The sequence below is a fragment of the Methylobacterium sp. Leaf87 genome (genome assembly GCF_001422775.1).
In the GTDB taxonomy this organism is placed as follows: Bacteria; Pseudomonadota; Alphaproteobacteria; order Rhizobiales; family Beijerinckiaceae; genus Methylobacterium.
The window spans coordinates 1-23573 of the sequence record NZ_LMMI01000004.1; the positions used below are offsets into that span (position 1 = coordinate 1).

Annotated in this window: 30 protein-coding genes and 1 tRNA gene; 23 read left to right on the forward strand and 8 right to left on the reverse strand. The window is 68.0% G+C overall.

The window, feature by feature from the left end; translation table 11 throughout:
• Positions 1–36: 36 nt before the first annotated feature.
• Entirely contained in the window at positions 37–846 is an 810-nt protein-coding gene (locus ASF22_RS03850) for an IS5 family transposase (RefSeq protein WP_056261658.1), read from the reverse strand.
• 235 nt (positions 847–1081) lie between these two features.
• Between ASF22_RS03850 and ASF22_RS24595 the strand changes: the two genes are divergently transcribed.
• Positions 1082–1660: Crp/Fnr family transcriptional regulator (locus ASF22_RS24595; protein WP_244474193.1), on the forward strand; the 579-nt coding region annotated here is incomplete at its 3' end.
• 754 nt (positions 1661–2414) lie between these two features.
• Here ASF22_RS24595 and ASF22_RS03865 read toward each other — a convergent pair.
• Complete coding sequence (locus ASF22_RS03865; protein WP_056261665.1) at positions 2415–3089, reverse strand: sigma-70 family RNA polymerase sigma factor; 675 nt, start codon at positions 3087–3089, stop codon at positions 2415–2417.
• Between the two features lie 205 nt (positions 3090–3294).
• On the opposite strand from ASF22_RS03865, the gene ASF22_RS03870 reads away from it, so the two are divergent.
• The 10 genes from ASF22_RS03870 to ASF22_RS03915 all read left to right on the forward strand — a co-directional run bounded on the left by ASF22_RS03870 (position 3295) and on the right by ASF22_RS03915 (position 12115).
• On the forward strand, positions 3295–4755 hold the full coding sequence (locus tag ASF22_RS03870; RefSeq protein WP_056261668.1) for a PAS domain S-box protein: 1461 nt from the start codon (positions 3295–3297) through the stop codon (positions 4753–4755).
• 305 nt (positions 4756–5060) lie between these two features.
• Positions 5061–5564 (forward strand): CsbD family protein, encoded by a 504-nt coding sequence (locus ASF22_RS03875; protein ID WP_056174677.1) that lies wholly within the window; start codon positions 5061–5063, stop codon positions 5562–5564.
• Positions 5565–5692: 128 nt separating this feature from the next.
• Positions 5693–6613 carry a hypothetical protein gene (locus ASF22_RS03880; protein ID WP_056261671.1) on the forward strand — a complete coding sequence of 307 codons (921 nt, stop codon included), beginning with the start codon at positions 5693–5695 and terminating at the stop codon, positions 6611–6613.
• 68 nt (positions 6614–6681) lie between these two features.
• A complete protein-coding gene (locus tag ASF22_RS03885; RefSeq protein WP_056174681.1) occupies positions 6682–6885 on the forward strand; it encodes a CsbD family protein in 204 nt (67 codons plus the stop codon).
• Positions 6886–6951: 66 nt separating this feature from the next.
• Entirely contained in the window at positions 6952–7335 is a 384-nt protein-coding gene (locus ASF22_RS03890; RefSeq protein WP_056261673.1) for a CsbD family protein, read from the forward strand.
• A 200-nt stretch (positions 7336–7535) separates the two neighbouring features.
• Complete coding sequence (locus tag ASF22_RS03895) at positions 7536–7976, forward strand: BA14K family protein (protein ID WP_156630222.1); 441 nt, start codon at positions 7536–7538, stop codon at positions 7974–7976.
• 230 nt (positions 7977–8206) lie between these two features.
• The gene (locus tag ASF22_RS03900; RefSeq protein WP_082483505.1) at positions 8207–8485 is read left to right on the forward strand and encodes a hypothetical protein; all 279 of its coding nucleotides are present in this window, start codon (positions 8207–8209) and stop codon (positions 8483–8485) included.
• 731 nt (positions 8486–9216) lie between these two features.
• On the forward strand, positions 9217–9462 hold the full coding sequence (locus ASF22_RS03905; RefSeq protein WP_056261676.1) for a hypothetical protein: 246 nt from the start codon (positions 9217–9219) through the stop codon (positions 9460–9462).
• Between the two features lie 1068 nt (positions 9463–10530).
• Complete coding sequence (locus ASF22_RS03910; RefSeq protein ID WP_056261677.1) at positions 10531–10830, forward strand: hypothetical protein; 300 nt, start codon at positions 10531–10533, stop codon at positions 10828–10830.
• Position 10831: 1 nt separating this feature from the next.
• The gene (locus tag ASF22_RS03915) at positions 10832–12115 is read left to right on the forward strand and encodes a phosphatase domain-containing protein (RefSeq protein WP_056261680.1); all 1284 of its coding nucleotides are present in this window, start codon (positions 10832–10834) and stop codon (positions 12113–12115) included.
• A 256-nt stretch (positions 12116–12371) separates the two neighbouring features.
• Here ASF22_RS03915 and ASF22_RS03920 read toward each other — a convergent pair.
• Positions 12372–12446 (reverse strand) — tRNA-Glu (locus tag ASF22_RS03920).
• A gap of 336 nt (positions 12447–12782) precedes the next feature.
• Between ASF22_RS03920 and rlmB the strand changes: the two genes are divergently transcribed.
• Positions 12783–13580: a 23S rRNA (guanosine(2251)-2'-O)-methyltransferase RlmB gene (gene rlmB / locus ASF22_RS03925; protein ID WP_056261685.1), complete on the forward strand. Its 798-nt coding sequence runs from the start codon at positions 12783–12785 to the stop codon at positions 13578–13580.
• A gap of 10 nt (positions 13581–13590) precedes the next feature.
• Here the strand turns inward: rlmB and ASF22_RS03930 are convergent, their stop codons facing one another.
• Positions 13591–15144 (reverse strand): CYTH and CHAD domain-containing protein, encoded by a 1554-nt coding sequence (locus ASF22_RS03930; protein WP_056261688.1) that lies wholly within the window; start codon positions 15142–15144, stop codon positions 13591–13593.
• 244 nt (positions 15145–15388) lie between these two features.
• Here ASF22_RS03930 and ASF22_RS03935 point away from each other — a divergent pair, with 244 nt between their 5' ends.
• The 10 genes from ASF22_RS03935 (at position 15389) to ASF22_RS03980 (ending at position 21434) form a co-directional block, all read left to right on the forward strand.
• Positions 15389–16135, forward strand: a complete 747-nt coding sequence (locus ASF22_RS03935) for a TlyA family RNA methyltransferase (RefSeq protein WP_056174697.1) — start codon at positions 15389–15391, stop codon at positions 16133–16135.
• On the forward strand, positions 16132–17394 hold the full coding sequence (locus ASF22_RS03940) for a methyltransferase (RefSeq protein WP_056261690.1): 1263 nt from the start codon (positions 16132–16134) through the stop codon (positions 17392–17394). The genes ASF22_RS03935 and ASF22_RS03940 overlap by 4 nt, the downstream gene beginning before the upstream one ends.
• A 41-nt stretch (positions 17395–17435) precedes the next feature.
• A complete protein-coding gene (locus tag ASF22_RS03945; protein WP_056174701.1) occupies positions 17436–17882 on the forward strand; it encodes a hypothetical protein in 447 nt (148 codons plus the stop codon).
• Positions 17883–18118: 236 nt separating this feature from the next.
• Complete coding sequence (locus ASF22_RS03950; protein WP_056174703.1) at positions 18119–18523, forward strand: hypothetical protein; 405 nt, start codon at positions 18119–18121, stop codon at positions 18521–18523.
• Positions 18520–18924 carry a hypothetical protein gene (locus tag ASF22_RS03955; RefSeq protein WP_056174705.1) on the forward strand — a complete coding sequence of 135 codons (405 nt, stop codon included), beginning with the start codon at positions 18520–18522 and terminating at the stop codon, positions 18922–18924. The genes ASF22_RS03950 and ASF22_RS03955 overlap by 4 nt, the downstream gene beginning before the upstream one ends.
• A gap of 47 nt (positions 18925–18971) precedes the next feature.
• On the forward strand, positions 18972–19232 hold the full coding sequence (locus ASF22_RS03960) for a hypothetical protein (protein ID WP_056261692.1): 261 nt from the start codon (positions 18972–18974) through the stop codon (positions 19230–19232).
• A gap of 73 nt (positions 19233–19305) precedes the next feature.
• The gene (locus ASF22_RS03965) at positions 19306–19755 is read left to right on the forward strand and encodes a DUF2934 domain-containing protein (RefSeq protein ID WP_056261696.1); all 450 of its coding nucleotides are present in this window, start codon (positions 19306–19308) and stop codon (positions 19753–19755) included.
• Between the two features lie 197 nt (positions 19756–19952).
• Positions 19953–20237, forward strand: coding sequence for a hypothetical protein (locus ASF22_RS03970; protein ID WP_056175060.1), 285 nt, complete (start codon positions 19953–19955; stop codon positions 20235–20237).
• Positions 20238–20359: 122 nt separating this feature from the next.
• On the forward strand, positions 20360–21034 hold the full coding sequence (locus ASF22_RS03975; RefSeq protein WP_056261697.1) for an HAD family hydrolase: 675 nt from the start codon (positions 20360–20362) through the stop codon (positions 21032–21034).
• Between the two features lie 190 nt (positions 21035–21224).
• Positions 21225–21434, forward strand: coding sequence for a hypothetical protein (locus ASF22_RS03980; RefSeq protein ID WP_056174713.1), 210 nt, complete (start codon positions 21225–21227; stop codon positions 21432–21434).
• A gap of 64 nt (positions 21435–21498) precedes the next feature.
• Here ASF22_RS03980 and ASF22_RS03985 read toward each other — a convergent pair whose 3' ends face one another.
• The 4 genes from ASF22_RS03985 to ASF22_RS04000 form a co-directional block, all read right to left on the reverse strand.
• Positions 21499–21765, reverse strand: coding sequence for a hypothetical protein (locus ASF22_RS03985; RefSeq protein ID WP_200927091.1), 267 nt, complete (start codon positions 21763–21765; stop codon positions 21499–21501).
• A 115-nt stretch (positions 21766–21880) separates the two neighbouring features.
• Positions 21881–22183, reverse strand: coding sequence for a hypothetical protein (locus ASF22_RS03990; protein WP_056261703.1), 303 nt, complete (start codon positions 22181–22183; stop codon positions 21881–21883).
• On the reverse strand, positions 22180–22671 hold the full coding sequence (locus tag ASF22_RS24485; protein ID WP_200927093.1) for a hypothetical protein: 492 nt from the start codon (positions 22669–22671) through the stop codon (positions 22180–22182). The genes ASF22_RS03990 and ASF22_RS24485 overlap by 4 nt, the downstream gene beginning before the upstream one ends.
• 44 nt (positions 22672–22715) lie before the next feature.
• On the reverse strand, positions 22716–23213 hold the full coding sequence (locus ASF22_RS04000; protein WP_056174719.1) for a peptide deformylase: 498 nt from the start codon (positions 23211–23213) through the stop codon (positions 22716–22718).
• Positions 23214–23362: 149 nt separating this feature from the next.
• Here ASF22_RS04000 and ASF22_RS04005 point away from each other — a divergent pair, with 149 nt between their 5' ends.
• Positions 23363–23551, forward strand: a complete 189-nt coding sequence (locus ASF22_RS04005; protein WP_056261706.1) for a hypothetical protein — start codon at positions 23363–23365, stop codon at positions 23549–23551.
• The last annotated feature ends 22 nt before the right edge of the window (positions 23552–23573 follow it).

The window sequence follows — 23573 nt, forward strand, 5'->3', positions numbered from 1 at the left end:
TGATAATGCATCGGTATCACGCACAYCTAGAGRCTGTTATGAACCGCTTGCCAGTTGAGCGGCCTGTTTGAGCATGAGGCAGACGAAGGCGACGATGTGGAGATCGGCGAGTGTGCTGGGATAGCGCTCGTAATCCTTGACGAGGCGGCGGAAGCGCGTCGCCCAGGCGAAGGAACGCTCCACGACCCAGCGGCGCGGCAGGAGGATGAAGCCGCGCTTGGCCTCCGGGAGTTTGACGACCTCCAGTTCGATGCCTTGCTCGCGGGCAGCCTTGGCTGGCTTTTCCCCGGTATARCCCTGGTCGACATAGGCCAGATCGACGCTATCCCCGGTGGCGGCCTGCACGGCCTCGGCCAGATGCCCGACCTGGGCACGGTCGTCGACATCGGCGGGGGTGACGTGCAAGGCCAGGAGATGGCCCAAGGTGTCGACGGCCAGATGGACCTTCGAGCCCTTTTTGCGCTTGGCCCCATCGTAGCCRGCCCGCTCGCCACTCTCGGGCGTCGAGCGAAGGGTCCGACTGTCGAGGATGGCTGCGCTTGGCTCAGGAGAACGCCCGGAAGCTAAGCGCAGGAGCGCACGCAGATCGTCGGCCAGTTGCTCGAAGCAGCCTGCCGCCAGCCAGCGYTGCGCCTGCTGATAGACGGCTTCCCAGGGCGGGAGGTCGTGGGGCATCCACCGCCAGGGTGCACCCGTCTTCACCACGTAGCGCAATCCGTTGAACGCCTCGCGAAGTGAATACTCRCGCTGCCCCGCATCCTCGCGCAGCAGCGTCAGGTACGGCGCGACCAGCGCCCATTCATCATCGGAAACATCGGACGGGTAGGCTTGGCGCGAAGAGGTCATGCCTCCTCATCTGGATTCCAGACCGCTCAGGTCCATAACAGCCTCTAGNCATTCATCATCGGAAACATCGGACGGGTAGGCTTGGCGCGAAGAGGTCATGCCTCCTCATCTGGATTCCAGACCGCTCAGGTCCATAACAGCCTCTAGAAACGCTTCCAGCGTCGGCAGAGCAATAAGAGAGGCGGGTGCCTTGAAGAGCAGAGCGCTCGCGCCACAAGTGAAAGGCGAAGTTGCTATGCACCCGGTTTCCAACAACGCTCCCATGACCATGCTGCTGCGCAAGCTCGACAGCATCGCCACCCTCTCGGATGAGGAGCAGGAAGCCGTTCGCAATTTGCCGGCGCGGACGCGGACCCTCGAGCCCGGGCAGGATATCGTGCGGGAAGGCGACAAGCCCTCGCAATGCTGCCTGGTCCTCGAAGGCTGGCTGTGCCGCTACAAGATCCTCGGCGAGGGTCGCCGCCAGATCTTCTCGTTCCACATTCCCGGCGACACCCCCGATCTACAGAGCCTCCACCTGCCGGTGATGGATCACAGCCTCGGCACCGTGACCGTGGCCACGGTCGCGTTCATCCCGCACGACAGCGTCCGTGACCTGACCCTGCGCTTCCCGCGCCTCGGGGCGGTGCTGTGGCGCGACACCCTGATCGACGCGGCGATCTTTCGGGAATGGATGACCGGCATGGGYCGCAAGTCGGCCTATGGCCGGATCGCSCACCTGTTCTGCGAGATGTACCTCAAGCTCGAAGCGGTGGGCCTCGCCGGCGATCACCGCTGCCCCCTGCCGATCACCCAGACCGAACTCGGCGATGCGNATGGCCGGATCGCTCACCTGTTCTGCGAGATGTACCTCAAGCTCGAAGCGGTGGGCCTCGCCGGCGATCACCGCTGCCCCCTGCCGATCACCCAGACCGAACTCGGCGATGCGCTCGGCCTCACCACCGTGCACGTGAACCGCACCCTGCAGGAGATGCGGGGCCAGGGGCTGATCACCCTGCGCAGCAGCACCCTGGTGGTCAACGCCTGGAACGACCTGTGCCGCTCCGCGGAGTTCGATCCCACCTACCTCCATCTGAAGAAGCAGGCTGACGGATGAGCCTCCACCTCCAGCCTGTGCAGGTCGCGACGGGCAGCAACGATACCGAGAGCCATCTCGTGTTCGACGATGGGTTCCTCGTGGCGATCCTGGTTCACCTGTGCGAGCAGCACGGGTCGGACGCCGGCCGGTGGTTCCTCGAAGCCGGATTCGGCCGCGTCGACCACCCGAACCCGCCGACCTTCGCCAGCCTCGNCCTGTGCGAGCAGCACGGGTCGGACGCCGGCCGGTGGTTCCTCGAAGCCGGATTCGGCCGCGTCGACCACCCGAACCCGCCGACCTTCGCCAGCCTCGACGCCGCCCAGGACTGGATCACGCACCGCCTCGCCACCACCGACGATACGACCTCCTAACTCGGGAAAAACGAACGTTGTTCGGCCCCTCGAACGCCCGGAAGACAACGGATCATCGGGCGCTGAACGCAAGACCCACAAGGTGAAAGCCCTGGTTGGCCCCGAAGTGTCCGACGGTGTCATCCCGATAGGCCGAGGGCGAGGGCGAGACGTTCGCGTGCCCGGCTCACCCGGCTCTTCACGGTACCGACCTGACACCCGAGCACCATCGCGGCCTCCGTGTGGAGCAGGCCGTCGACCATCACGAGCAACAGGGTCTCGCGTTGCTCCGGCGGGAGGTCGTTCAAGGCGAACTGTAGCTCGGCGAGGGCAACGCGGTGTTCCTGCTCGGGCGGCGCGGAGACCGAACCGGCGATGACGCCGTCGACGTCCTCGACCTCCCGGCGGAAACGCTTGCGCTGGTTCAGATGGATGTTGCGCAGGATCGTGAACAGCCACGCGACGAGGTTGGTCCCAGTGCGGAACTGGGATCGGTGCTCCCATGCCCGCATGAGGGTCGCCTGAACCATGTCGTCTGCCTCTGCCGAATTGCCGGTACGGAGCAGAGCGAAGCGTCGGAGACGTGGCACCACGGCGATGAGTTCGTCGCCGAACGCCTTCGTGATCTGACGTTCGGCCTCGGCGTCGAGCAGGGCGGCTCGCAGACGTAGCAGAACTCGGCCGAGCCTCGTATCGGCATCGACCGTGTTCACGCTGGGAATGAGTTCGTTCAGCCGTGCCCCGATCTGATCCTGGACATGACGGGGCAATCCCTCGCTCGGCGAAGGTTCGTCGGTGACGATGCTTGTCAGCATTCTGGGGAGGAGTCCTTGTTCGGGATATCAGCCCTGGCAGGCTGCCCCTCTACGGTAGATTCTACCGGGCCGGTTCTGGATGATCGTTCACATTCACGTCAATGATCCAGATATACCGGTCTGCGGCCCTCCCGGCCCGGAACCGTCCGTCCACGACCGCTGTTACGGCCTGGCTTGAATCGAGCGGTACGGAAGGCGGTGGGACGTGGTGGTTGCCGTCGACAGGCATGAGCTTCGGCAGATCATCGCCGGCCTCAGCGAGGGCGTGATCCTGGTCGAGCCCGACCAGACCATTGCCTATGCCAACGAGGCGGCCCTCGCGATGCATGGCGCGGAAACCATCGGCGAACTCGGCGAGACCGTGGACGATTATCGTGGGCGCTTCACACTGCGCTACCGCAACAACCACGCTCCGAACCAATACCCCATGGAGCGCGTCGTCTCGGGAGAACGTTTCCACGACGTCATCGTCGAGGTGACCCGAACGGACCGGCCAGAGGTCGATTTCGTGCACTCCCTACGCAGCCTCGTCGCCACCGACCGGGAGGGCAATCCGAGCTGTCTGGCACTCATCCTCAAGGACGTCTCGGAGCAGTTCGAGGCCGAGGAGCGCTTCGAAGCCACCTTCAACGCCAATCCGGCACCTGCAGTGATCTGCCGGCTGTCGGACCTGCGTCACGTCAAGGTGAACCACGGTTTTCTGGAGATGACCGGTTATACCCGCGACGCCGTGATCGGCCGCAGTGTCTACGAGGTCGACGTGCTGGCAGGCGCCCGCAGCCGGGATCTGGCGATCGCCCGGCTCAATACCGGCGCCACCATCCCGCAGATGGAGGCTAGCCTCGATCTGCCCGATGGCAGTTCGCGCTTCGTGATCGTCGCCGGCCAGCCCATCGAGTTCGGCGACGAGCCCTGCATGCTCTTCACCTTCGCCGACCTGGAATTGCGCCGCAAGGCGGAGAAGGCCCTTCGTCAGAGCGAGGAGCGCTTCGCCAAGGCGTTCCACCTCACTCCCGTGCCGACCCTGCTGGCACGGGCCGAGGGATTCTCCATCACCGGCGTCAACGAGGCCTTCACCCGGGTGTTCGGTTACAGCGCAGACAAGGTCACGGGACGTACGCCCGCGGAACTTGGTCTCTGGGTGCACGACGCCGCACGAACCCGGTTCGAGACGGCGGTGGCGCGCACCGGCTATGTCCTCGGCCTGGAGGTCTGCCTCCGGCACGAAGACGGCACCAACTTCGATTGCCTCGTCTCGGCCGAGCGCGTGGAGATCGGCGACCAGACCTTCGCCCTTCTGGTGCTGCAGGACATCACCGAGCGCAAGCGCACCGAGCGGGAGCTTTTCGAAGCCATCGAAACCGTCATGGCCGACACCTCCTGGTTCAGTCGCGGGCTCATCGAGAAGCTCACGACCCTTCGCCGGCCGGCGAGCGAGACCCGTGACGCCGTCGTTCCGAACGTGACGGGTCGCGAGCGCCAGATCCTCGACCTCATCTGCCGAGGACTGGACGACGATGGCATTGCACAGAGATTGGGGCTTTCGCGCAACACGGTCCGCAACCACGCCGCATCGCTCTACCGGAAGCTCGCGGTCCACAAGCGCTCGGAAGCCATCGTGTGGGGTCGCAACAACGGGTTCCCGATTTCGGAGGCTAGCAAATAAAAACTGCCTTACCAGTATATTTGCACCATTGCTCACGGGCCACGCCGGACCACTTGAGGGACGGGTTCGCACCGGACTTCGCGAAGCCAGTGCATGCGGAAGGCGATCTAGATTTCTTCGTAGTTGGAAGGCCCGGAGAACGAAGCCGCCGGAGCATCGGCGCTCATATCCGAAGTCGTGGGCGAGAAACCTCTCAGTAGTCACTACCGAAGCTCGAACTGAAACCGAACATTGCCGTCCAAACGTAGCTTCGCTCGCACGTCGCAGCCGACGAACGTCATCGAAACGAGAACAGGAACACCATCATGGTCGACACGAATCGGATCACCGGCGCCGCGAAGGAACTCGGCGGCAAGGTGCAGGGCGCGGTGGGCGACCTCACGGGCTCGAACCGGGACTCGGTCGAGGGCCGCGCCCGGGAGGCGCAGGGTGCCGCCGAGAACCTGTACGGCCAAGCCAAGGACACCGCGCGCGATGCGGCCGACCACGTGGCCGAGACAGCCCGCGAGATCGGCGGCAAAGTTCGCGACACCGTCGGCAATCTGATCGGGTCCGGCGATGTCGAGGACCGCGCACGCCGGGCGCAGGGTGCCGCCAGCGATACCTACGAGCGCGCCGAGCGTTCCGTCCGCAGTGCAGGCCGCGAAGCGTACGACCGGGCGGAAGACGCCTACGAGACCGGCGCCCGTTCCCTTCGTCGGAACGGCAACGATGCCGCCAGCCAGATCGCGGAGCACCCCGTTGCCGCCCTCCTGGTGGCCGGCCTCGTCGGCTACGGCCTCGGCCTCCTCATCCACGGCCGCGATTGATCCGCAGAGCCGGCATCGATCGGTCCGACCGCGCCGCGACGGCTCGGTCGGACCGTTGAGTTCCACCCCAGACTGCCCCCTCGAACGACCGAACTTTTCGGACGACCGACGACCCGGAGTACCTGTACGTGTCCACTTCCCCCCTTCTCGCGACCTCGACCACCACGGCCTCGGCCGACACTCGCACCGTTCTGCTGAACCAGGTCTCGTGGGGCGCCATCTTCGCCGGCGCCGTCACCGCCCTGGTGACCCAGGTTATCCTGAACATGGTCGGCGTCGGCGTCGGCCTGTCGAGCGTCGGCCCCGTGGCCGCCGACAACCCCGCCGCTTCCACCCTGTCGATGAGTGCCGGCGTCTGGTTCGTCGGCTCGGGCATCGTCGCAGCGCTGGCCGGCGGCTTCATCGCCGGTCGCCTGTCGGGCAAGCCCGTCACGGGTGCCGCCGGCCTGCACGGCCTCGTCTCGTGGGCCGTGACCACCCTGGTGGTTCTGTACCTGCTGACCTCGGCGGCCGGCGGCCTCATCGGCGGCGCCTTCTCGGGCGTGACCAGCACGCTCGGCGGCGCCGGCTCGCTGGTTGGCGGCACCGTGCAGACAGCGGCACAGGCTGCCGCGCCGTCGCTGTCGAAGATCTCGAACCCCTTCGACGGGATCGAGCAGTCGGTTCGGAACCAGGCCGCCGGTCAGGACCCGCAGGCCGCCAAGGATGCAGCCGTCGCCGCGATCCGCGCCCTGTTCACCGGTGACCCGGCCCAGAAGGCCCAGGCCGAGAACCGTGCCGCCGACGCGCTGGCCAAGGCTCAGGGCATCCCGGTCGATCAGGCCAAGACGCAGATCCAAGACTACAAGAAGCAGTACGACGAGACCGTCGCCACCGCCAAGGTGAAGGCCGAAGCTGCGGCCGTCGCCGCCAAGTCGGCTGCCACCCAGGGCGCCTTCTACGGTGCGCTCGCCCTGATCCTCGGTGCGCTCGCCGGCTTCTTCGGTGGCCGCCTCGGCGCCCCGAAGCTCCACACCCTCGCCGACAGCTACGACGCCCGCCGCGTCTGAGACGATCCCCGGTCGGTCACTGCGACCGGCCGGCCTCCCGTTCATCCTCGAACCGAAGGATCCATCCCATGAGCAGCACCACGGACAAGCTGAAGGGCCTCGCCAACGAGGCGGCCGGCAACGTCAAGCAGGCCGCGGGCAAAGTCACGGGCAACGACAAGCTCGTCGTCGAAGGCAAGGCCCAGGAACTCAAGGGCGAGGCCCAGCGCACCGTCGGCGAGGCCAAGGACGGCGTCGCCTCGCTCGTCGACAAGGTCACCGGCAAGCACTGATCCCATACGGGCGGCCGGTGCACCGACCGGGTCCCGCCGCCCCACCATTCGAACCCAGGAGTACCCATGAACGGTGACCAGTTCCGCGGCGCGTCCCGCCACCTCAAGGGTCGCGCCCAGACCGCCGTCGGCGGCCTCACCGGTGATCCGGCCCGGCAGGTGCGTGGCGCCGTCAACCAGGTGGCCGGCGGTGCGCAATACGCCTACGGCCGCGCCCGCGATCGGGCCGAAGATTACGTCGACGACGGACGGGATCTCGCGCGTGAAGTCCGGAGCCGGGCCGCTCATCTCATCGAGGAGGGACGCGGCGTCGCTCGCGACGCCCGCGAGCGCGGTACGGCCTATGGCCGCCAAGCCGCCCGCTACACCGACGACCATCGCGCCTCCGCCCTGCTCGGCCTTGCCGCCATCGCGTTCGCGGTCGGTTGGCTGTCCCGTTCCAGGCACTGAATTTCGCGCCGTGACGCACCCCAACCCCGGAGACCACCCATGATCCGCAAGCTGCTGACCGCGTTCGTGCTTCCGAAGATCATCGCCTACGTCAGCCGCCGCTTTCGCGGTCGGACCTCCGCTCCGTCGAACCGCCGGGGCTACTGACGTCGATCGATAGGACCAATCCTCACTCGATAGGTAACGACGTTCACATGAGACTGATTCTCGCCTTCGCGACCACCGTCGTCGCCGCTCTGGTCGGGCTACCGGCCCAAGCTTCTCAGGCAACCGCCGCGCCGATCGCGGCGCTCGAGCGAGGCGATCTGCCGACCACGTACGCTCAGTACCGGCGGTTCGGTCCTCGCCACGGTTGGCGCGGTGGACGCGGGTATGGCCGAGGCTACGGCTATCGGCGCGGCTACGGCCATCGGCGTGGTCCGGGCGTCGGCGCTGCGGTGGGGGCGGGCGTAGCCGGCTTGGCCGCGGGCGCCATCATCGGTGGCGCCATCGCCAACGCGCAAGCGCAAGCCGCTCCGGTGGTGGTGCAGGGAGGCCCCAATCCCGAGGCCGTCGCAGCCTGCGCTCGCCGCTTTCGTTCCTACGATGCGGCCAGCGGGACCTATCTGGGCAACGACGGCGACCGTCACGCTTGCCCCTGACACGGTCGCGCCCGATCCCAGCCTACATCGGGCCCGCCTTGATGGCGGCCCCGGGCTCGCGACGGCGGGGTTTCCGGAGCCCGATGCTTTCGCGAACGCTGCGCACCGCGGACACGTGCCGGCCCCCAAGGCCTCGGTGTCGATCATCGCATGCCCGAGCCGTGCAAGGCGGACCTCCACGTGGCTCCGCGTGGAACGCCCTCGGACTCAAGGCAAACAGAGAACCTGAAATGAACCTTCGTAAAATGGCCCTGCAGGCACTGACGCTCGCGGGAGCACTCGCCTTGCCCCCATCAGCGGTCGGAGCGCAGGAAGGGCCTGAGATGGAGGCGATGCGCGCGAGTTGCGGCGGTGATTACCTCCGTCTGTGCGCGGGTATGAAACCGGGCGGCCCCGAGGTGAAAGCCTGCTTCAAGCGCAATCGCCCGAACCTGTCGGAGGGATGCTCCCGGGCCATCGCCGCTTATGAACGATCGCATGGCGGCCCGTCCGACGAAGCGGACGACTGAGCCCCACAAGGAGCGATCCAGGGTCCGCACGGGCGCGCCATCACGAACTCCGGCACCGACCAGCGCCGGAGCCTGAACTTACCCGACCCTGTCCGCGCGCCACCGAACGAAGGCAAACCGCCGGGCGGGCGACCCAGGTCATACGGCCGAAGAAACGGGAATCATGACCAAGTTCACCAAGATCATCACCTATCTGGTCGCCACGGCGGCCTTCGCGACGCTGATCCTCGTGGTTCTTCAATCGACGCGGATGCTCGCAAGTTCTTAGGGGCCGCCCATTTACACGTATTCCGGAACCATTGGATCTTCCATGATCCGCTTTGCCGACATGGGAAACCACCGCTTACTCTATCTTTCTATCGTTCGACTGACATTTTGGTGATGGAACGTCGTTTCTGCGTGCTTGTTTCCAGCGTCATCGTCACCTGGAGGCATACATGCGAATCGTGGCATCGGCCTTCTTGGTGTTCCGGGAACGCCGCAGGTCCGATCGTTTTCCGGTCAGCGGATTGCTGCCCGCAACGCCACCGCCGGATCGGCCAAGAAATCAACCGAGCGCTTATCCGAGCGGGCAACGCTATCGATGGGGTGATCCGCCGGCAGTATCTCACGGCTTTGCACCTGCGATCGGCTATGATGCTTACCTCGGCGGTAGTGATCCTCCCCCGGTGGCTCTGCGATCCGCGAAAGCCGTTAAGGTGCTGTGCAGCATATGATCGTAAAAGCGGCGCATGCGTTACGCCCTCGTCGCCCTCCTCGTCGCCTACGCCTCCGCTGCTTCGGCGGGGCCATTCGAATTTCTTGGCGGCATTCCTGATGCGCCCGGGGTGGTGCATGGCGGATCGTTCGGGCTGACCGGACACGACTATTACGGTTCTTCGCAGACGGCAGGCGCCGGTCGTACGGAACAGGCGACCCGGCACGCCAAGGCACGCTTGCGTCATCCCGCCCCGGAGAAGCGGCTGCCCAAGTCCTGACATGAAAAGCCCGCCGCGGATTGCTCCGGGCGGGTGAAGGTTGGGTCTCGTTGGGACTGGAGAACGGCCCAGCATCCGCGGGGTTCCACCCTACCCGGTTTTCATCCCGAAGCGCTGGACCAGCCCCCTCTCGCTCCAAAGGTCGGTGCAGACATCCGCGCCGGGCTCGGTCACGATCCGGATCGCCTCCTCGTCGCTGTCCGCCTGGATGTCTCGCACATGGATGATGCACCCGTCGTTGTGGCGGGTGATGGCACGGTAGGATCGCAGCGGGCGACGGTGATGTCCCGCGGCGAAAGACTTGGTTCTCGACAATACGGTCTCCCTGCCGCGCCATCGCGAGGTGATGGGAGGTACGAGCAGCAGGCCCCGGGAGTTTCACGCAACACCGAATGACCCACCGCCGAAGCCGGACGGTTCGAGGCCGGGCTCTGAATGAGGAGTGCTATTTCGGGCATTCGATCGGGGGTCGGCGATCGCATGGGTTGCTCTCGCCACACCATCGGCTCGACGTTCGGACCAGCGATCCCGCAAACCCCGCGCGTCGGATGCATCCGTACGTCGCATCGCCCGTCTCGCGGTGCTCTCACCGTCGGTCCTCGGAGGGCGCTGCTCATCCACGATGACGGCACCCCAAGGAGGAGTGCTGGATCGTGGCGATCAGCGGGCCCGAAGCCCGGCGGGTGGTTCAACCTGCACCGTAGCCACCCTCCTCGTTCGTCGGGTGGCGGCTCGGTGAATGATCGTCGTATCCGCCCGTCTCCGGGCTCGGATCATCCGCCGGCGCGACGTGCCCTGGGGATGTCGGTCCGGCTTCCGCCGGGTCCTCGGTGATCCTGGGCTCGACCAGGGATTTTCCCTTGGCGGGTACGTCTAGGCCGGCTGGCGGTGTCTTGTCCTGAGAGACCATTGCGCTCTTCCCAAAATCCGTTCTCGGAAGTGAATCGTGGGCGGTGCGACCCGGTTCCGCGTCATGCCCCATGCGTCGGGGAAGCATCCTCGACGGCCTCCCGTGCCGGCCAGCAGGGTTCTCCTCGACAACGACCGGCTTGCGGCTATCCTGTGGGGATGCGTTCCACCTCGGCCGCCTTCGCTCTGCTTCTTGTCGCCGGCAGCGCCTTCGGGCAGCCGGTGCCGACGGTGCGTGACCTACTCGCCGCCGAAACCAAGGCGACGCAAGGCTGTGAGGGAAGCGGCGATCCTGCGGCGATCCGCGAGCAGTGCGTGCTGCGCGACCGTCTGAGTGGTCGCCTGGCCCAGGCCGGCTATTGCTGGGGCAGGAAGGGACAGACCGACGCGAAGAAGGCGTGGCACCCGTGCGGGCCGGATTCGATCTACGTCGACGACGTCGAGGCGGTGCGCCGCTGACATGGAGAGCCCCACCTCGACGAAGCCCACTTGGCGAACGGCTGTCGTCCGCCTGTTGGCCCTCGCGGCCCGTCCCGTACGCAAGGCGCAAGGCCGGGGCGGAACGGTCGTCGAGGCTTACCGCGGCTACGGAACGAGCCGGGAGATCTTCCTGATCGGCCGCGTGTTCCGGCAATCGCACCCCGATCGAACGGCGAACGGCGACGATCTCCGGGCGAGCTTGCGTGATATCGCGCGCCGCATCCGCCGTCGAAAGATCGCCGGGGCCACCGTGACGGCACGCTTCGGCGGGGCGGAGGTTCGCGTCGCGACCGACCGGGACGGGTACTTTCGTGTCCACCTCCGCCCACGCGAGGCACTTCCCGGCGGGATCGCCTGGCATCCCGTCGCCCTCACCCTCGAGGCCGATCCACCGGTGATCGCACAGGGGCAGGTCTACATCCCGCCGACGGGGTGCCGGTTCGTCGTCATCAGCGATATCGACGACACCATCATGCACACGGGCGTCGCCAACAAATTCAAGATGCTCTGGCGCCTCTTCGTGGCCGACGCCGAGAACCGCGTGGCGTTTCCGGGCGCCGCCGCCCTCTGTCGCGCGTTCCACGACGGCGCGAGCGGCCATGAGGCCAACCCGATGCTCTACGTATCCCGGGCGCCATGGGGCATCTACGAAATGCTGGGCGAGTTCTTCCGCCAGCATGCGATCCCCGTGGGACCGGTGCTGTTCCTGCGGGAATGGGGGCTGTCCTGGCGGCATCCCCTGCCGCGGAAGGCCGAGCATCACAAACGCGGGCTCATCGGCCACATGCTGGCACTCTACCGCGACCTGCCCGTCGTCCTGCTCGGCGACAGCGGTCAGCACGACCCGGAGGTCTACGCGCAGGTCGTGGCGGATCACCCGGGGCGTGTGCTCGCCGTCTACATCCGCAACGTCTCGCGCGGCGAGAGCCGCATCGTCGAGATCGAGCGCCTCGCCGTTGCGGTCGGTGCCGCCGGAAGCAGCCTCGTCCTCGCAGCCGACAGTGCGGTGATGGCCGATCATGCGATCGGTCTCGGCCTCATCGCACCCGAGAGCGGTGGAGCGGTGTCCTCCGAGCGTGAAACCGCGAGCGATACCGAAGTCGGGACCCACCGCGTCGGCGGATCAGGACCCGCGAACACCACGCAAACGGTCGCCGATGGGCATCTGAGAAGCCTCCTCGGGTCCGGGTCCGATGTCCCTCCGAACATCGTCGTCGAACCGGCGGATCGGAACGGCCGGAGCACGCGTCAGGATCCAGGCTGATCGCGCACGCAGCGTTCGACACGATCCAGGACCCGGCCTCGGCGGTTCCGATGCAGTGTCTTACGCACCTCCGAGGGCTAACGCTGAAGGTGGCGACCGAGAATAACCCGGCGAGACGTTTCCCGGTCCTGGACGGTAATGGCTCGCTCTACAGAGGGCGACCCCATCTTTCAGTGCGGAAAAACCACGCCCTACCGTCGATAAACAAAAGCTTGATTGAGCTCTGCGGCAGTCGCCATGGGGTTCGATACTGTATTGGCGCGCCTACGGGGAGTCGAACCCCGCTCTGATCCTTGAAAGGGACCTGTCCTAACCGATAGACGATAGGCGCTTTGGTTCACCAATACCAGTTTTCTACGTTCGCACAGCCGGGCAGTCAACCGCCTGTACCGGCCGAGAAGCATCCTTCGTTGACAGGCCTCGGATGCCTACCATGCCTGACCCTCGCAACCACGTACTCGGTAGGATGGTAGGGGAATAGAGGCGTCCTGGACCGCTAGACGAAGGGCGCTGGTCGGAGCGAGGCCTCTATAGGCGGGATCGGAGGCGGGGGCAACGGGCGTTTCCGGACAAGTTTGCCGCTTGACGAAAACGCCGGTGGCCGGTTTGTCGCGCAGGACAGCGGCGGGCGTTCCCCGGCCCCGCCCGGCACGAGCGGACAGCCCCCATGACCACGCGACGCGACGGCCCGCCGAACCGGCAGGCGAGACGGCCCGGCCCCGGCGGCGATCGCTTCCGCCCCCGCCCGGCAGGGCCGGACGGCGACCACGTGGTGCTCTACGGCTGGCATCCGGTTGCCCAGGCGCTGGCCAACGAGGGCCGGCGCCTGCACCGGCTCCTCGCCACGGAGAACGCCATGCTGCGCCTCACCGAGGAGATCGGGCAGCTTCGCATCGATCCCGAGCTGGTGCGGCCGAGCGCCATCAATGCGCTTCTCGGGGCCGATGCCGTGCACCAGGGCCTCTATCTCGAAGCCGATCCGCTGCCGGGCCCGGACCTCGAAGACCTGCCCGACGATGCCCTGCTGCTGGCGCTGGATCAGATCACCGATCCGCACAATGTCGGGGCCATCGTCCGTACGGCCGCCGCCTTCGGGGTCGCCGGCATCATCACCACGGCCCGGCACTCGCCGACCGCCACCGGCGTCCTCGCCAAATCGGCGTCGGGTGGCCTCGAGCACGTGCCCCTGGTCATCGTCCGCAATCTGTCGGAGGCGCTCATCGATCTCGGCGAGCGCGGCTTCACCCGCATCGGCCTCGATTCCGAGGCCGGGACGGATCTCGACACCATCGCTGCCAAGCGTCCGGCGGTGATCGTGCTGGGTGCCGAGGGCAAGGGCCTGCGCCAGCGGACCCGCGACAATTGCGACGTGCTCGCGCGGATCCCGTTCCGGGGTGAGATCCGCAGCATCAACGTCTCGAACGCCGCGGCCATCACCCTCTACGCCCTCAGCGTCGGACGCTGAGGCGAGCCCTTCAGCGCCAGAACGGCTTGAGATCGACGAGATCGGCATGGGCGTCCGCCGCCTTGGCGAGCAGGGCTTTGGTCTCGGCCTCGTTGTCCCCCGCCGTGAGGCCGGCGGCGAACAGCGTCTCGGCCGGGACCCCATCGCCCGCGGTGGCGAGGCTCGACAACACCTCGTGGGCGGTCGCCATGTCGTTCAGGGCCCCGAGATGGTCCTGGAGATCCGACACCGCCGAGACGAAGGCCTTGTGGCGCTTGTGCGCTTTCTTGTCCGTGTACAGGCTGGCGAAGAACTCGGCGCCGTAGCGCAACTTCTTGCCCTCGATGCGCACCCGATGGCGCGCCTCAGGGTCGAGACGTTCGAGGCGGCGGCCGCGCTTGCGGATGCGGCGGCGGATCCGGTAGAGGATGTCGGCGGCGAAATCCTCCGCCGGGGCATCGCGGGCGGGTGTCCCACCCTCCGCGGGTCCTTGCGTTCGCCACGCCCCCGTCTCGATCCAGGCGGCGACATCGAGGATCAGGCTGCGCCAGGCCGGCGATTCGAGGGTGGCGATCACGGCATCGTGCGCTCGATCGCGCTCGGCTTCGAGGCGGGTGCGCAGATCCTGGAGGCCGGCCTCTTCGGGGCGCTTCTGGAGTTCCGCCGGCAAGGTCGTTTCCAGGAAGACATCGAGGTTGCGAGCCCGGCCGAACGGCTCCGTCACGCGCTTGATCTCGTCCCGCAGGTGCGCGGCGGCGGGATCGCTCGTCAGGATCGGCTTGAACAGGGTCAGGGCCGATCGCAGACGCCGGAGCGCCACGCGGATCTGGTGCAAACCCTCCGGGTGGCGTCCGTGCAGGAACACGTCCTCGTTCAGGCGCAGGTGATGCAGGCAGGCCTGGGCGACGGCCCGGAACGCCCCGCCGGCCGTGGCGCCGGGCTCGAGACGCACGGGACTGGCCTTGCTGGACTTGCGCAACGTCCCGTCGATGAGGCGCCAGCCACGGGCGCTCTTGCTCAGGGCACCGAGGCGCAGAGGAATGGTCTCGGCCAAGGCCTGGGCGAGGCCGAACAGGTCGCCAGGGCTGCCCTCGTCGAGTTCGAGTTCGACTTCGCAGAGCGGTACGGCGCCCTCGGCCGTCTCGATGCGCCCCTGATCGAGGGTCACGGAGATGAGCGAGGCGCCGTGGACCACGAGACGGGTCGTACGATCCACCACGCTGGTGAAGACCGGCACGAGGGCGGGATCGGCCGCGTCGCCCAGGAGGGCCGGGACGGGCGTCTCGGCGAACGCCTCGGCGTCCGGCACCTCCCCGAAGATCTCGGCCTCCCATTCCGCCCGGTCGAACAGGCCCACGCTCGCGGAAGCGGCTTTGACGGTCTGGATGCGGCGGTCGCCCTCGCGGCGCACGCGAAGGGTCAGTCCGCCCTTGCGCAGGTCGCCCTTTGCCGTGTCGAAGTAGGTCGAGCTGAGAACCACCGCCTCCGGCGTCCCGTCCGCCCGCAACAGGGGGTGGTTCGCGAGCGCGGCGAGGTCGGCGACCCCGCATTCCAGCTTCAACTCGATCTCGCGCGGCGTGGCCATGGTTCGTCCTGTTGTCGCGGTCGGGGCTGAGGGAACGGCCGACTTGCGCGATCTCAAAGCCGTCGCCCGGCATCCGTTCCCCCGGGGCAGAGCGGGCCTCGGGGTTCCTGTATGCGACAGGCGGCGCCGTCGACGCGAGCCGAACACGCACGATTTTTCGTTCGCGCGCGCCACTTTGTAGTGTAGCGGAGGGGAATTCGCGCCGGCCTGCGGGCAGCCGGGCGCCGAAGTTTTGAGTTTGGGAATGACGCGGGACCGGATCAGGGCCGATCGCCTCCTGGTCGAGCGTGGCCATTTCGAGAGCCGGGCGCGGGCGCAGGGCGCCATCGCGGCCGGTCTGGTGCGGGCCGATGGCCGGGTGGTGGCGCGGCCTTCCGACCTGATCGCGCCGGGCGCGCGGATCGAGGCGCAGGCCCCGCATCCCTTCGTCTCCCGCGGCGGGCTCAAGCTCGTGGCGGCCCTCGACGCCTTCGGGTTCGATCCCGCCGGCCTGACCTGCCTCGATATCGGCGCCTCGACGGGCGGCTTCACCGATGCGCTCCTCGGGCGCGGGGCCGCCCATGTCTACGCCGTCGATGTCGGGCACGATCAGTTGCATGCCTCGCTGCGCACGCATCCCCGGGTCACGAGCCTGGAGGGGCACGACGCGCGTGCCCTCGACCGGACGACGATCCCGGTGGCCCCGATGTTCGTCGCCATCGACGTGAGCTTCATCTCCCTCAGACTGGTGGTGCCACCCATCGCGGCCCTCATGGGGGAGGGGGCGGCCCTGGCCGCCCTGGTCAAACCGCAATTCGAGGCGGGCCGAGACCGGATCGGACGCGGCGGCATCGTCCGCGACGCGGCCGTGCACGAAGCGGTCTGCGCCGAGATCCACACCTTCATCGCGGGCGCGGGCTTCACCGGCCTCGACCTGATCCCGTCGCCCGTCACCGGCGGCGACGGCAATCGCGAGTTCCTCATCGGAGCGCGCCGGAAAGCAGTTCCATGACCGATTCCCCCGACATCGTCACCATCGCCAAACTCGGTGCGCGTGGCGACGGGATGGCGACCGATGGCGCGGCCGTCGCCTACGCCCTGCCGGGCGAACGCGTCGCCATCCGGCGCGAAGGCGGTCGCGGTCAACTCGTCTCCGTCGAGACCGCCTCGCCGGACCGGATCGACCCGTTCTGCCCGTATTTCGGAACCTGCGGCGGCTGCGCCGTCCAGCATTGGGCGCATGAGCCTTACGCTGCCTGGAAGCGGGCCCTCGTCGGCCAGGCCCTGTCGCAGGCCGGCCTCGATACCGATCCGGGGGCGCTGCAGGACGCCCACGGCGAGGGCCGCCGACGCCTGACGCTGCATGTCCGGTCCGGGGAGGCGGGGGCCAGGGCGGGCCTGATGGCGGCTCGCAGCCACGACCTCGTGGCCATCGACCATTGCCCGATCACCGTGGAAGCGCTCCACCGGGCCCCCACGGTGGCGACAGCCCTCAGCGCGCCCCTCGGGCACGGGCGAAAACCCCTCGATGTCGCCTTCACCTCGACCGATGCCGGGCTCGACGTCGACATCCGGGGCCACGGCCCAGTGGCCGAAGGGGTAAGGGCCGTCCTCGTGCGCCTCGCGGACGACCTCGACCTCGCGCGCCTGTCCCTGCACGGCGAGATCCTAGTCGAGCGCCGCCTACCCGTGATCGAGACCGACGGCATTCGCCTCAGCCCGCCGCCGGGCGGCTTCCTCCAGGCGACGCAGGCCGGCGAGTCGGCCCTCACGGCCCTGGTGCTCGCCGCCCTCGACAAGAAGACGAAGCGCGTCGTCGATCTGTTCGCCGGCAGCGGACCGTTCAGCCTCGCGCTGGCCAAACGCTGCGATGTCCATGCCGTCGAGGGTGAAGCCGCGGCGCTGGCGAGCCTCGACCGGGCCGTGCGCGCGACGCCGTCCCTGCGCCGGGTGACGACGGAGCGGCGCGACCTGTTCCGGCGCCCCCTCCTGCCGATCGAGCTCGACCTCTACGACGCCGTGGTGTTCGATCCGCCCCGGGCCGGCGCCCAGGCGCAGGCGGCGCGCATCGCCGAAAGCAAGGTACCGCTGGTGGTAGGCGTCGCCTGCGATGCCGGAACCTTCGCGCGCGATGCCGCCACCCTGGTGGCGGGCGGCTACCGGCTGGAGAGCGTGACGCCCGTGGACCAGTTCAAGTATTCGAGCCACGTCGAGGTGGTGGGTGTGTTCCGTCGAACGGTGGTGCGCCGCCGGCGGGCATCCCTCGCGTGAGCCCGCTCGACAAGTGCCGACCTTCCCCTAGCTGAGAAGCCATGCGCACCTCCCTGATGCTCCTCGGCCTATCCCTCGCCCTTGCGACACCGGCGCGGGCGGATCGCTGCGGCGATCTCATCGATCGCGTGACGGCGGCGACGCAGGCGACCCTCGTCCGGCGCACCGTCGATTTCGCGGAATTCTCGGCGGGGGAGGGCATCGGCCTGACCCTGGCCTGTGGCGACCTCTCGGCCGTGGGTGCCCAATTCAAGGGGGCGACCCTGCCGACGGGCTACTTCCCGCTGTTCGGACGGGCCGGGCAGGCGGTCAACGGCCTTCCCGCCGACACCCTCGCGGAGGCCGGGCGCACGGCGCGGACCAGTGCGGAAACCAAGCGCCATAGCAAGGTCGACGCGGGCAGGGCCCTGGTCACGTGCTCGGTCGCGAATTCCGGCAGCGATCTGGTGACGATCTGCGCGGCCATCGACAAGGACGACCGGACCTGAGGCGGGCCGGTCCCGATGCGGTCATGACCGCATGGCAAAGACCATGTAACCGGAATAGGTAACGGCCGCAGCCATCCAGAGCCAGATTGTGGTGTCCATGCTGCAACGGTAAGACCATGCTGCAGTGCAGTCGATCGGGCGGGTTGCCGCTGCGTCACCACCCAGCGCGTCGCGGTAGGTCCTTGTTAACCATAGGGTGGCGATCGTCCGCCCTTACAGCCGCCGACGGGGAGCCGATGCGCCGTTCGATCCTCGCCCGCTTCACCCTCCTGGCGACCGGAAGCATCGGTCTCGTCGCGGCGATCCCGCCTGCGGCCGCGCAGGAAGCGCTCGACGCCCGGGAGCAGGCGCCGCTGCTTCTCCGGATCCGACCGCCCGGCGAGGCGCCGCGCCATCTCGGCGCGGGATCGGGACCGATGACGGACGAGGAGGTCCGACAGGCCCGGGCCCGCAACGAGGCAGTGTGGGCGCGGGCCGATCAGCGCGCCCGTATCGCCATCGCGTCGGTCTGCACCGGCTGCCTCGCCCCGGTTCGCCCGCCCGCCGCACCACCTTCTCCGACCCCCGTCGAGGCAACCCCGGCTCCCGTCGCGGCGGCCCCGGCCACGTCTTCCCCCTTCGCACAGACAGGTGCTCCATGACGCAATCCCATCCCACCAGCGGTCCCGTCGCGGATCCGGCCTGCCCGGTCTCCCTCGACCTTCTCGGCGAGGTCTATCGGGCCGACGCCGACGATCTGCCCGAACTGCTCGCCACAATCGCCGAACCGACACGCTCCAAGCTCGCCGTCTACCTCTACGGCAAGAGCCACATGCACCAGCTCGGCCTGACCGTGGCCCGGGCCTGCGAGCGCGAGGATCTCGTGCGCGTCGCCGGCGAGATCGGCTCCGTGGTCTACGGCCAGTCACGCATGAAGCCGGCGCGTCCGGCCGTCCCAACGGAGGCCGCCCCCGCGCCCGCCCGCAAGATCAGCCTCGCCGGATCGCCCCCGAAGAAGATCAGCCTCGGCGGCTCCGCCGCGAAGGGCCGTTCGTTCGACTGAAACCTGGAGCGGCTCTCGCCGTCGAAGACTTGACTGGGGTGGGTGGCATGTTCGGCGCTTGGTGGAAACTCGGTCTCGACGTGACCCTGCTGGCGATGGAATCCCAGCAGGTGATCGGCCTTCGGCTGGCCAAGCTCGCTGCGGGTGGGAATTCCGCTCAGGTGGAAGCGCATCGCATGGTCAGCGAGAAGATCACGGCCGCGAACGAGGCGGCGCTGCTGCTGGCTCGCGGTGGTTCGACGGCCAAGGTGATGGCCGGGTATCGGCGGAAGGTCCGGGCCAATGCCCGGCGCTTGGCCAAGGGGTGAGGCGCGCGGCACGGTTAACCCGGCGTTAACCGTGCCCTTTCATCGTTCTCGTCGAATCCACGAGGAGAACGCGATGCATCCTTTCGAGCAGCAGGTGCGCGAGCGCGCCTACTTCATCTGGGAGGGCGAGGGCCGGGTTTACGGCCACGCCACCGATCATTGGCTCCGGGCGGAGCGTGAACTCGTCGCCGACAGGCCCGTCCAGGTTCGTCCGGTTGCCGCCGAGATCAGCCTCGCTCCGAGCCCCGCCCGCGCCCTGAAGCCCAAGACCGGCACCCGCAGCGCCGCCGCCAAGGCAGTCGAGACGGCAAAGCCGGCGAAGGCCCCCGCCGCCAAGGTCGCCAAGGCACCCGGCAAGGAGACCGCTTCGACCAAACCGGCTTCCACCAAGACGGCAGCGACGAAGACGGCCTCCGCCAAGGCCGCGGCCGCTCGGACCACCGCCCCGAAGACCACCACGTCCAAGGTGGCCGCGGCCCGCTCCAAGGCGTTCAGCGCCGAAACCAGCGTGGTCATGCACTAACGACGCGTCTTCATGTCGGCATCGGCCCGTGCCGAGAACCGGCCCCCATTCCCGACATCCTCGAAGCCCGCTGCCCGACCAGGGTGGCGGGCTTCGCCGTTTCACCGACTCGGGAACACCGGGATCAAGCGTGGCGTTGAGCCCTCGAACGATCCTTGGCCGGGCTCCAGGCCACGGCCCGGCATGCGAGGTCGATCATGAAGGCTCTGCTGTCCACCCTCGTCGCCGCGGCGATCGTCGTCCCGGTGGCGGCGCAGGCGACGCCGTATGGCTACGGCACCGCCCCGATCCCCGGCGAGGTCGAAACCGTGGCGGGCGTCGGCGGTCGCGCGCCGTGGAGCCGGCCCTACGAATACGACTCGGGCAGCGACAACGACCGTCGTCCCGAGCTGCCCTACTATCAGCAGGGCCGTGGCCAGCAGACCGGGGGGCCGGCCCGCAACCTCCTGCCGGATGACGGCCTGCACATCGTCCCGCGCTGAAACGGTCGATCTTCGCGTCGCGACGGAACGTCGGCCCACGCCAGCCGTTCGGCTGCATCGACGGCTCGGCCGGCGCGTCCCGCTCGGATGCGCGCCCTGCCGATCGTTTGGGGGCAGAATAGATGGCGTCGGCGGTCAAGGCGGTGATCTTCGATATCGACGGGACGCTTCTCGATAGCGTCGATCTCCACGCCCAGGCCTGGGTCGAGGCGTTCGCCCATTTCGGCATCGAGACGGAGCACGCGAAGGTCCGAGCCCAGATCGGCAAGGGCGGCGATCAGCTTCTCCCGATGTTCGTCGATCGGATCCGGGTGAAGCGCGAGGGCGAAGCCATGGAGGCCTATCGGTCCGACCTGTTCAAGCGCGCGTTCCTCGACAAGGTCCGGCCGTTTCCGGGCGTCCGCCCATTGTTCGAGCGGATCAGGGCCGAAGGTCAGACCATCGCGCTGGCGTCGTCGGGAAAGGCGGACGAAGTGGCGCATTACAAGGATCTGCTCGGGATTGCCGATCTCGTTTCCGTCACCACCACCTCCGACGACGCCGAACGCTCGAAGCCGTTTCCGGACATCTTCGCGTCGGCGCTCGCCAAGCTCGCGCCTCTGAACGCCTGGCAGAGCATGGTGGTGGGCGACACGGCCTACGATGTTCAGGCCGCCGCAAAGGCCGGCCTGCCCACCATCGGCGTCCTGTGCGGTGGTGTCTCCGAGGCCGAGCTGCGCGCGTCGGGCTGCATCGCCGTCGCATCCGATCCGCAGGACCTCTGCGATCGCTACGCCGAATCGCCCCTGGCGCGGTGAGGCGGACGGACGGGGTTCGCGTGCTTTCCCACACATGGATATCCACGGATTTCACGCGTGTACGGGTGTGCGCGCCCGAAATTCCATGCCGGCTATGGATAGGCGGCAAAAAGGGGGTGGCGCCGCACCGCGTCATGGCGTAGCGAGCCGCGCGGGATTAGCCTGATCACAGCGACGGATTCGTGGACCCATGCTCCAGTCGGCCCTTTCGAGCGAGACCACCCAATTTCCCTGCGAGCAGACGCCGCTGCAGGACCTGATCGCTGCGGCGGTCGAGGATCGTTCGACGCCCATCAGCCGCCTCCTGCGTCTGATGTCCGCCCTCGACGCCGACGCGACGGCGAACCAGAATCTGCGTCATCAGCTCCGCGCCCGCATCGGTGCCCCCTTGAGCGCCTGATCGATTCGATCCGGGTCCGCGCCATCCTGCGGCGCGGCCGAGCCGTCCCGGATACAGTCCACTCCTAGCGTCTGCGATCACGCACGCGCCGCGTGGCGGCGGGTTGCAGGCGCCGCGTGGCGGCGGGTTGCAGGCGCCGCATGCACGACATGTAGATCTGGCGGCCGATGGCATAGAGACCGAGTCCCTTCGGGTCCGGCGTAACGAACACCTTCGCCCGGGCCTCGTTGCGACACGCCGCATCCTGCGGGCTCTGGATCGGCGTAGACGCCCCCTGGGCGAGGGCTGGATGCCCCGATCCGGCAAATCCGCCGAGAATGGCCGCAGCCATCACGATCCCTGCAACACGCCCGCCGATCCTGATCATTGTGAGGTTCCCCCGTCGTTCGGAACGAGCGTAGCAGAACCTTGGCCGCAACCGAGTGCGGATCACTGACACCGCAGGATCAGGGCATCACCCAGGCGCATCGACCCGCGTCCGAAAGTGTCAGGCATTCGAACGGCGCCCCACCGATCATCGCCCTCTGCTCGGCCGCCCCCACTTTGTCGCGCGCGACGAGGCGGCAGCCGGAATGCCGGGGGAGGCGCGTGACGGCCGCCGCATGGTCGGTGCCGCCATCGCCCATCAACAGACGGAGCCCGACCAGGGTCTCGCAGGCGACGACCGGCTGTGCGGGCTCGGGCGCGGCCCGTGCGCTTCCCGCGAGAACCAGCATCAGGCCGCCCATGGCTCCGAGGATTCGTCTCATCGCGGTGCCTTGTCCTGTGTTCCCTTGTCCGTCGCGGTCTTGTCCATCGTGGTCTTGTCCATCGTGGTCTTGTCCATCGTGGTCTTGTCCATCGTGGTCTTGCCGGATGCGGCCTTGCCGGTCTCGGATTGGGTCCGGCGGCCCGGACGCGTCGGCTCGGCCGGTGCGACGGACCCGGCGATGGTCCATTGGCACACGCTCGTTCCGCGCACCGTGACGCAGTCGTAGGCGTGTCCGTTGAGGGCGGCATGATCCGCGAGGGCCACCACGGTCTCGCGCCCGAGGATCGCGCACCCGAGGTGATCGGCCTTGTCGTCGGAGAGATGGGCGGCCGCCTTCGCCGGATCGTTGGCGGTCTGCCGCAACAGAATGCGCAAATTCGCGAGCGAGGCGCAGCCGATGACGGCCGGCGCCGCGGGGGCCGCGACGGGGGCGGGAGCCGCAACGGCGGCCGAGCACAGCAGGAGCATCGAAAGGGCGAACCGCATGGCCAACGGCGTATCATGGGCGCGGCGCGGGCGGAACATCGGGATCAGGGCCGCCGAAGCTTGCCGAAGCGCTTCACCGCGCGCTCCCGGCGCAGGCGCGACAGACGGTCGATCCAGAAGATGCCGTCGAGCTGGTCGACCTCGTGCTGGAGGCAGGCGGCGCGGAACCCGGCCGCGCTCTCCTCCTGCTCGGCTCCGTCGAGGTCCCGGTAGCGAAGGCGGACCTGGGTCGCGCGATCGACCAGATCGGTGACGCCCGGCATCGAGACGCTGCCCTCCATCTGCGGCGCGCGCTCGGGCGAAGTCCAGACGATCTCGGGATTCACGTAGGTGGTCGCGGGATCACCGGGCTCCAGTCGAACCACCATCACCCGTTGCGCGCGTCCGAGATGGGGCAGCGTGAGACCGAGCGCCGACACGGCCTTCAGAGCTTCGAACAGATCGGCGGCGGCACTGCGCAGGGAATCGTCGAAGACGCGGACCGGTTCGGCGGGCAGGCGCAGGCGTGGGTCCGGGTAGAACAGGAGGGATCGAGCGGGCACGGCGCGACTCCGGTGCGAGAAGGGGTGCAGGCAGGGCTGATCTCACCTGCCCTCGACGTAGGGATGAGCCGGTGTGATGGCGCGGCCCTTGCGGCGGTATCCGAACGTCACCGCTTCGGACGGTGACGGGGCAACGATGAGGATACCGAATGGCGCGCACCCGGCACGATGCAAAAGCTCCGACGACGAACGGCGCCCGGCGCGGCGCCCACGAGTACGGCGAGGTGATCCTCCTCAGCCTGACCAGCGTGCTCGGGCTGCTCTGGGTCATCGTGCTGGTGACGCATTTCCACGCGCCCTTGAGCGGGTTCGGGCAGTCGCTCTGGCTGATGCGCTAGCGCCGGCGAGCGACTCCGCCGG

Coding starts and splice junctions, on each gene's coding strand:
- ASF22_RS03900 (WP_082483505.1), top strand. CDS start 8,207: ATGAACCTTCGTAAAATGGCCCTGCAGGCACTGACGCTCGCGGGAGCA.
- ASF22_RS03935 (WP_056174697.1), top strand. CDS start 15,389: ATGACGCGGGACCGGATCAGGGCCGATCGCCTCCTGGTCGAGCGTGGC.
- ASF22_RS03980 (WP_056174713.1), top strand. CDS start 21,225: ATGCTCCAGTCGGCCCTTTCGAGCGAGACCACCCAATTTCCCTGCGAG.
- ASF22_RS03955 (WP_056174705.1), top strand. CDS start 18,520: ATGACGCAATCCCATCCCACCAGCGGTCCCGTCGCGGATCCGGCCTGC.
- ASF22_RS03915 (WP_056261680.1), top strand. CDS start 10,832: ATGGAGAGCCCCACCTCGACGAAGCCCACTTGGCGAACGGCTGTCGTC.
- ASF22_RS03965 (WP_056261696.1), top strand. CDS start 19,306: ATGCATCCTTTCGAGCAGCAGGTGCGCGAGCGCGCCTACTTCATCTGG.
- ASF22_RS03890 (WP_056261673.1), top strand. CDS start 6,952: ATGAACGGTGACCAGTTCCGCGGCGCGTCCCGCCACCTCAAGGGTCGC.
- ASF22_RS03865 (WP_056261665.1), bottom strand. CDS start 3,089: ATGCTGACAAGCATCGTCACCGACGAACCTTCGCCGAGCGAGGGATTG.
- ASF22_RS03875 (WP_056174677.1), top strand. CDS start 5,061: ATGGTCGACACGAATCGGATCACCGGCGCCGCGAAGGAACTCGGCGGC.
- ASF22_RS03960 (WP_056261692.1), top strand. CDS start 18,972: ATGTTCGGCGCTTGGTGGAAACTCGGTCTCGACGTGACCCTGCTGGCG.
- ASF22_RS24485 (WP_200927093.1), bottom strand. CDS start 22,671: ATGCGGTTCGCCCTTTCGATGCTCCTGCTGTGCTCGGCCGCCGTTGCG.
- ASF22_RS03945 (WP_056174701.1), top strand. CDS start 17,436: ATGCGCACCTCCCTGATGCTCCTCGGCCTATCCCTCGCCCTTGCGACA.
- ASF22_RS03975 (WP_056261697.1), top strand. CDS start 20,360: ATGGCGTCGGCGGTCAAGGCGGTGATCTTCGATATCGACGGGACGCTT.
- ASF22_RS03930 (WP_056261688.1), bottom strand. CDS start 15,144: ATGGCCACGCCGCGCGAGATCGAGTTGAAGCTGGAATGCGGGGTCGCC.
- ASF22_RS03985 (WP_200927091.1), bottom strand. CDS start 21,765: ATGGCTGCGGCCATTCTCGGCGGATTTGCCGGATCGGGGCATCCAGCC.
- ASF22_RS03885 (WP_056174681.1), top strand. CDS start 6,682: ATGAGCAGCACCACGGACAAGCTGAAGGGCCTCGCCAACGAGGCGGCC.
- ASF22_RS03970 (WP_056175060.1), top strand. CDS start 19,953: ATGAAGGCTCTGCTGTCCACCCTCGTCGCCGCGGCGATCGTCGTCCCG.
- ASF22_RS03990 (WP_056261703.1), bottom strand. CDS start 22,183: ATGAGACGAATCCTCGGAGCCATGGGCGGCCTGATGCTGGTTCTCGCG.
- ASF22_RS03940 (WP_056261690.1), top strand. CDS start 16,132: ATGACCGATTCCCCCGACATCGTCACCATCGCCAAACTCGGTGCGCGT.
- ASF22_RS03905 (WP_056261676.1), top strand. CDS start 9,217: ATGCGTTACGCCCTCGTCGCCCTCCTCGTCGCCTACGCCTCCGCTGCT.
- rlmB (WP_056261685.1), top strand. CDS start 12,783: ATGACCACGCGACGCGACGGCCCGCCGAACCGGCAGGCGAGACGGCCC.
- ASF22_RS03950 (WP_056174703.1), top strand. CDS start 18,119: ATGCGCCGTTCGATCCTCGCCCGCTTCACCCTCCTGGCGACCGGAAGC.
- ASF22_RS03910 (WP_056261677.1), top strand. CDS start 10,531: ATGCGTTCCACCTCGGCCGCCTTCGCTCTGCTTCTTGTCGCCGGCAGC.
- ASF22_RS04005 (WP_056261706.1), top strand. CDS start 23,363: ATGGCGCGCACCCGGCACGATGCAAAAGCTCCGACGACGAACGGCGCC.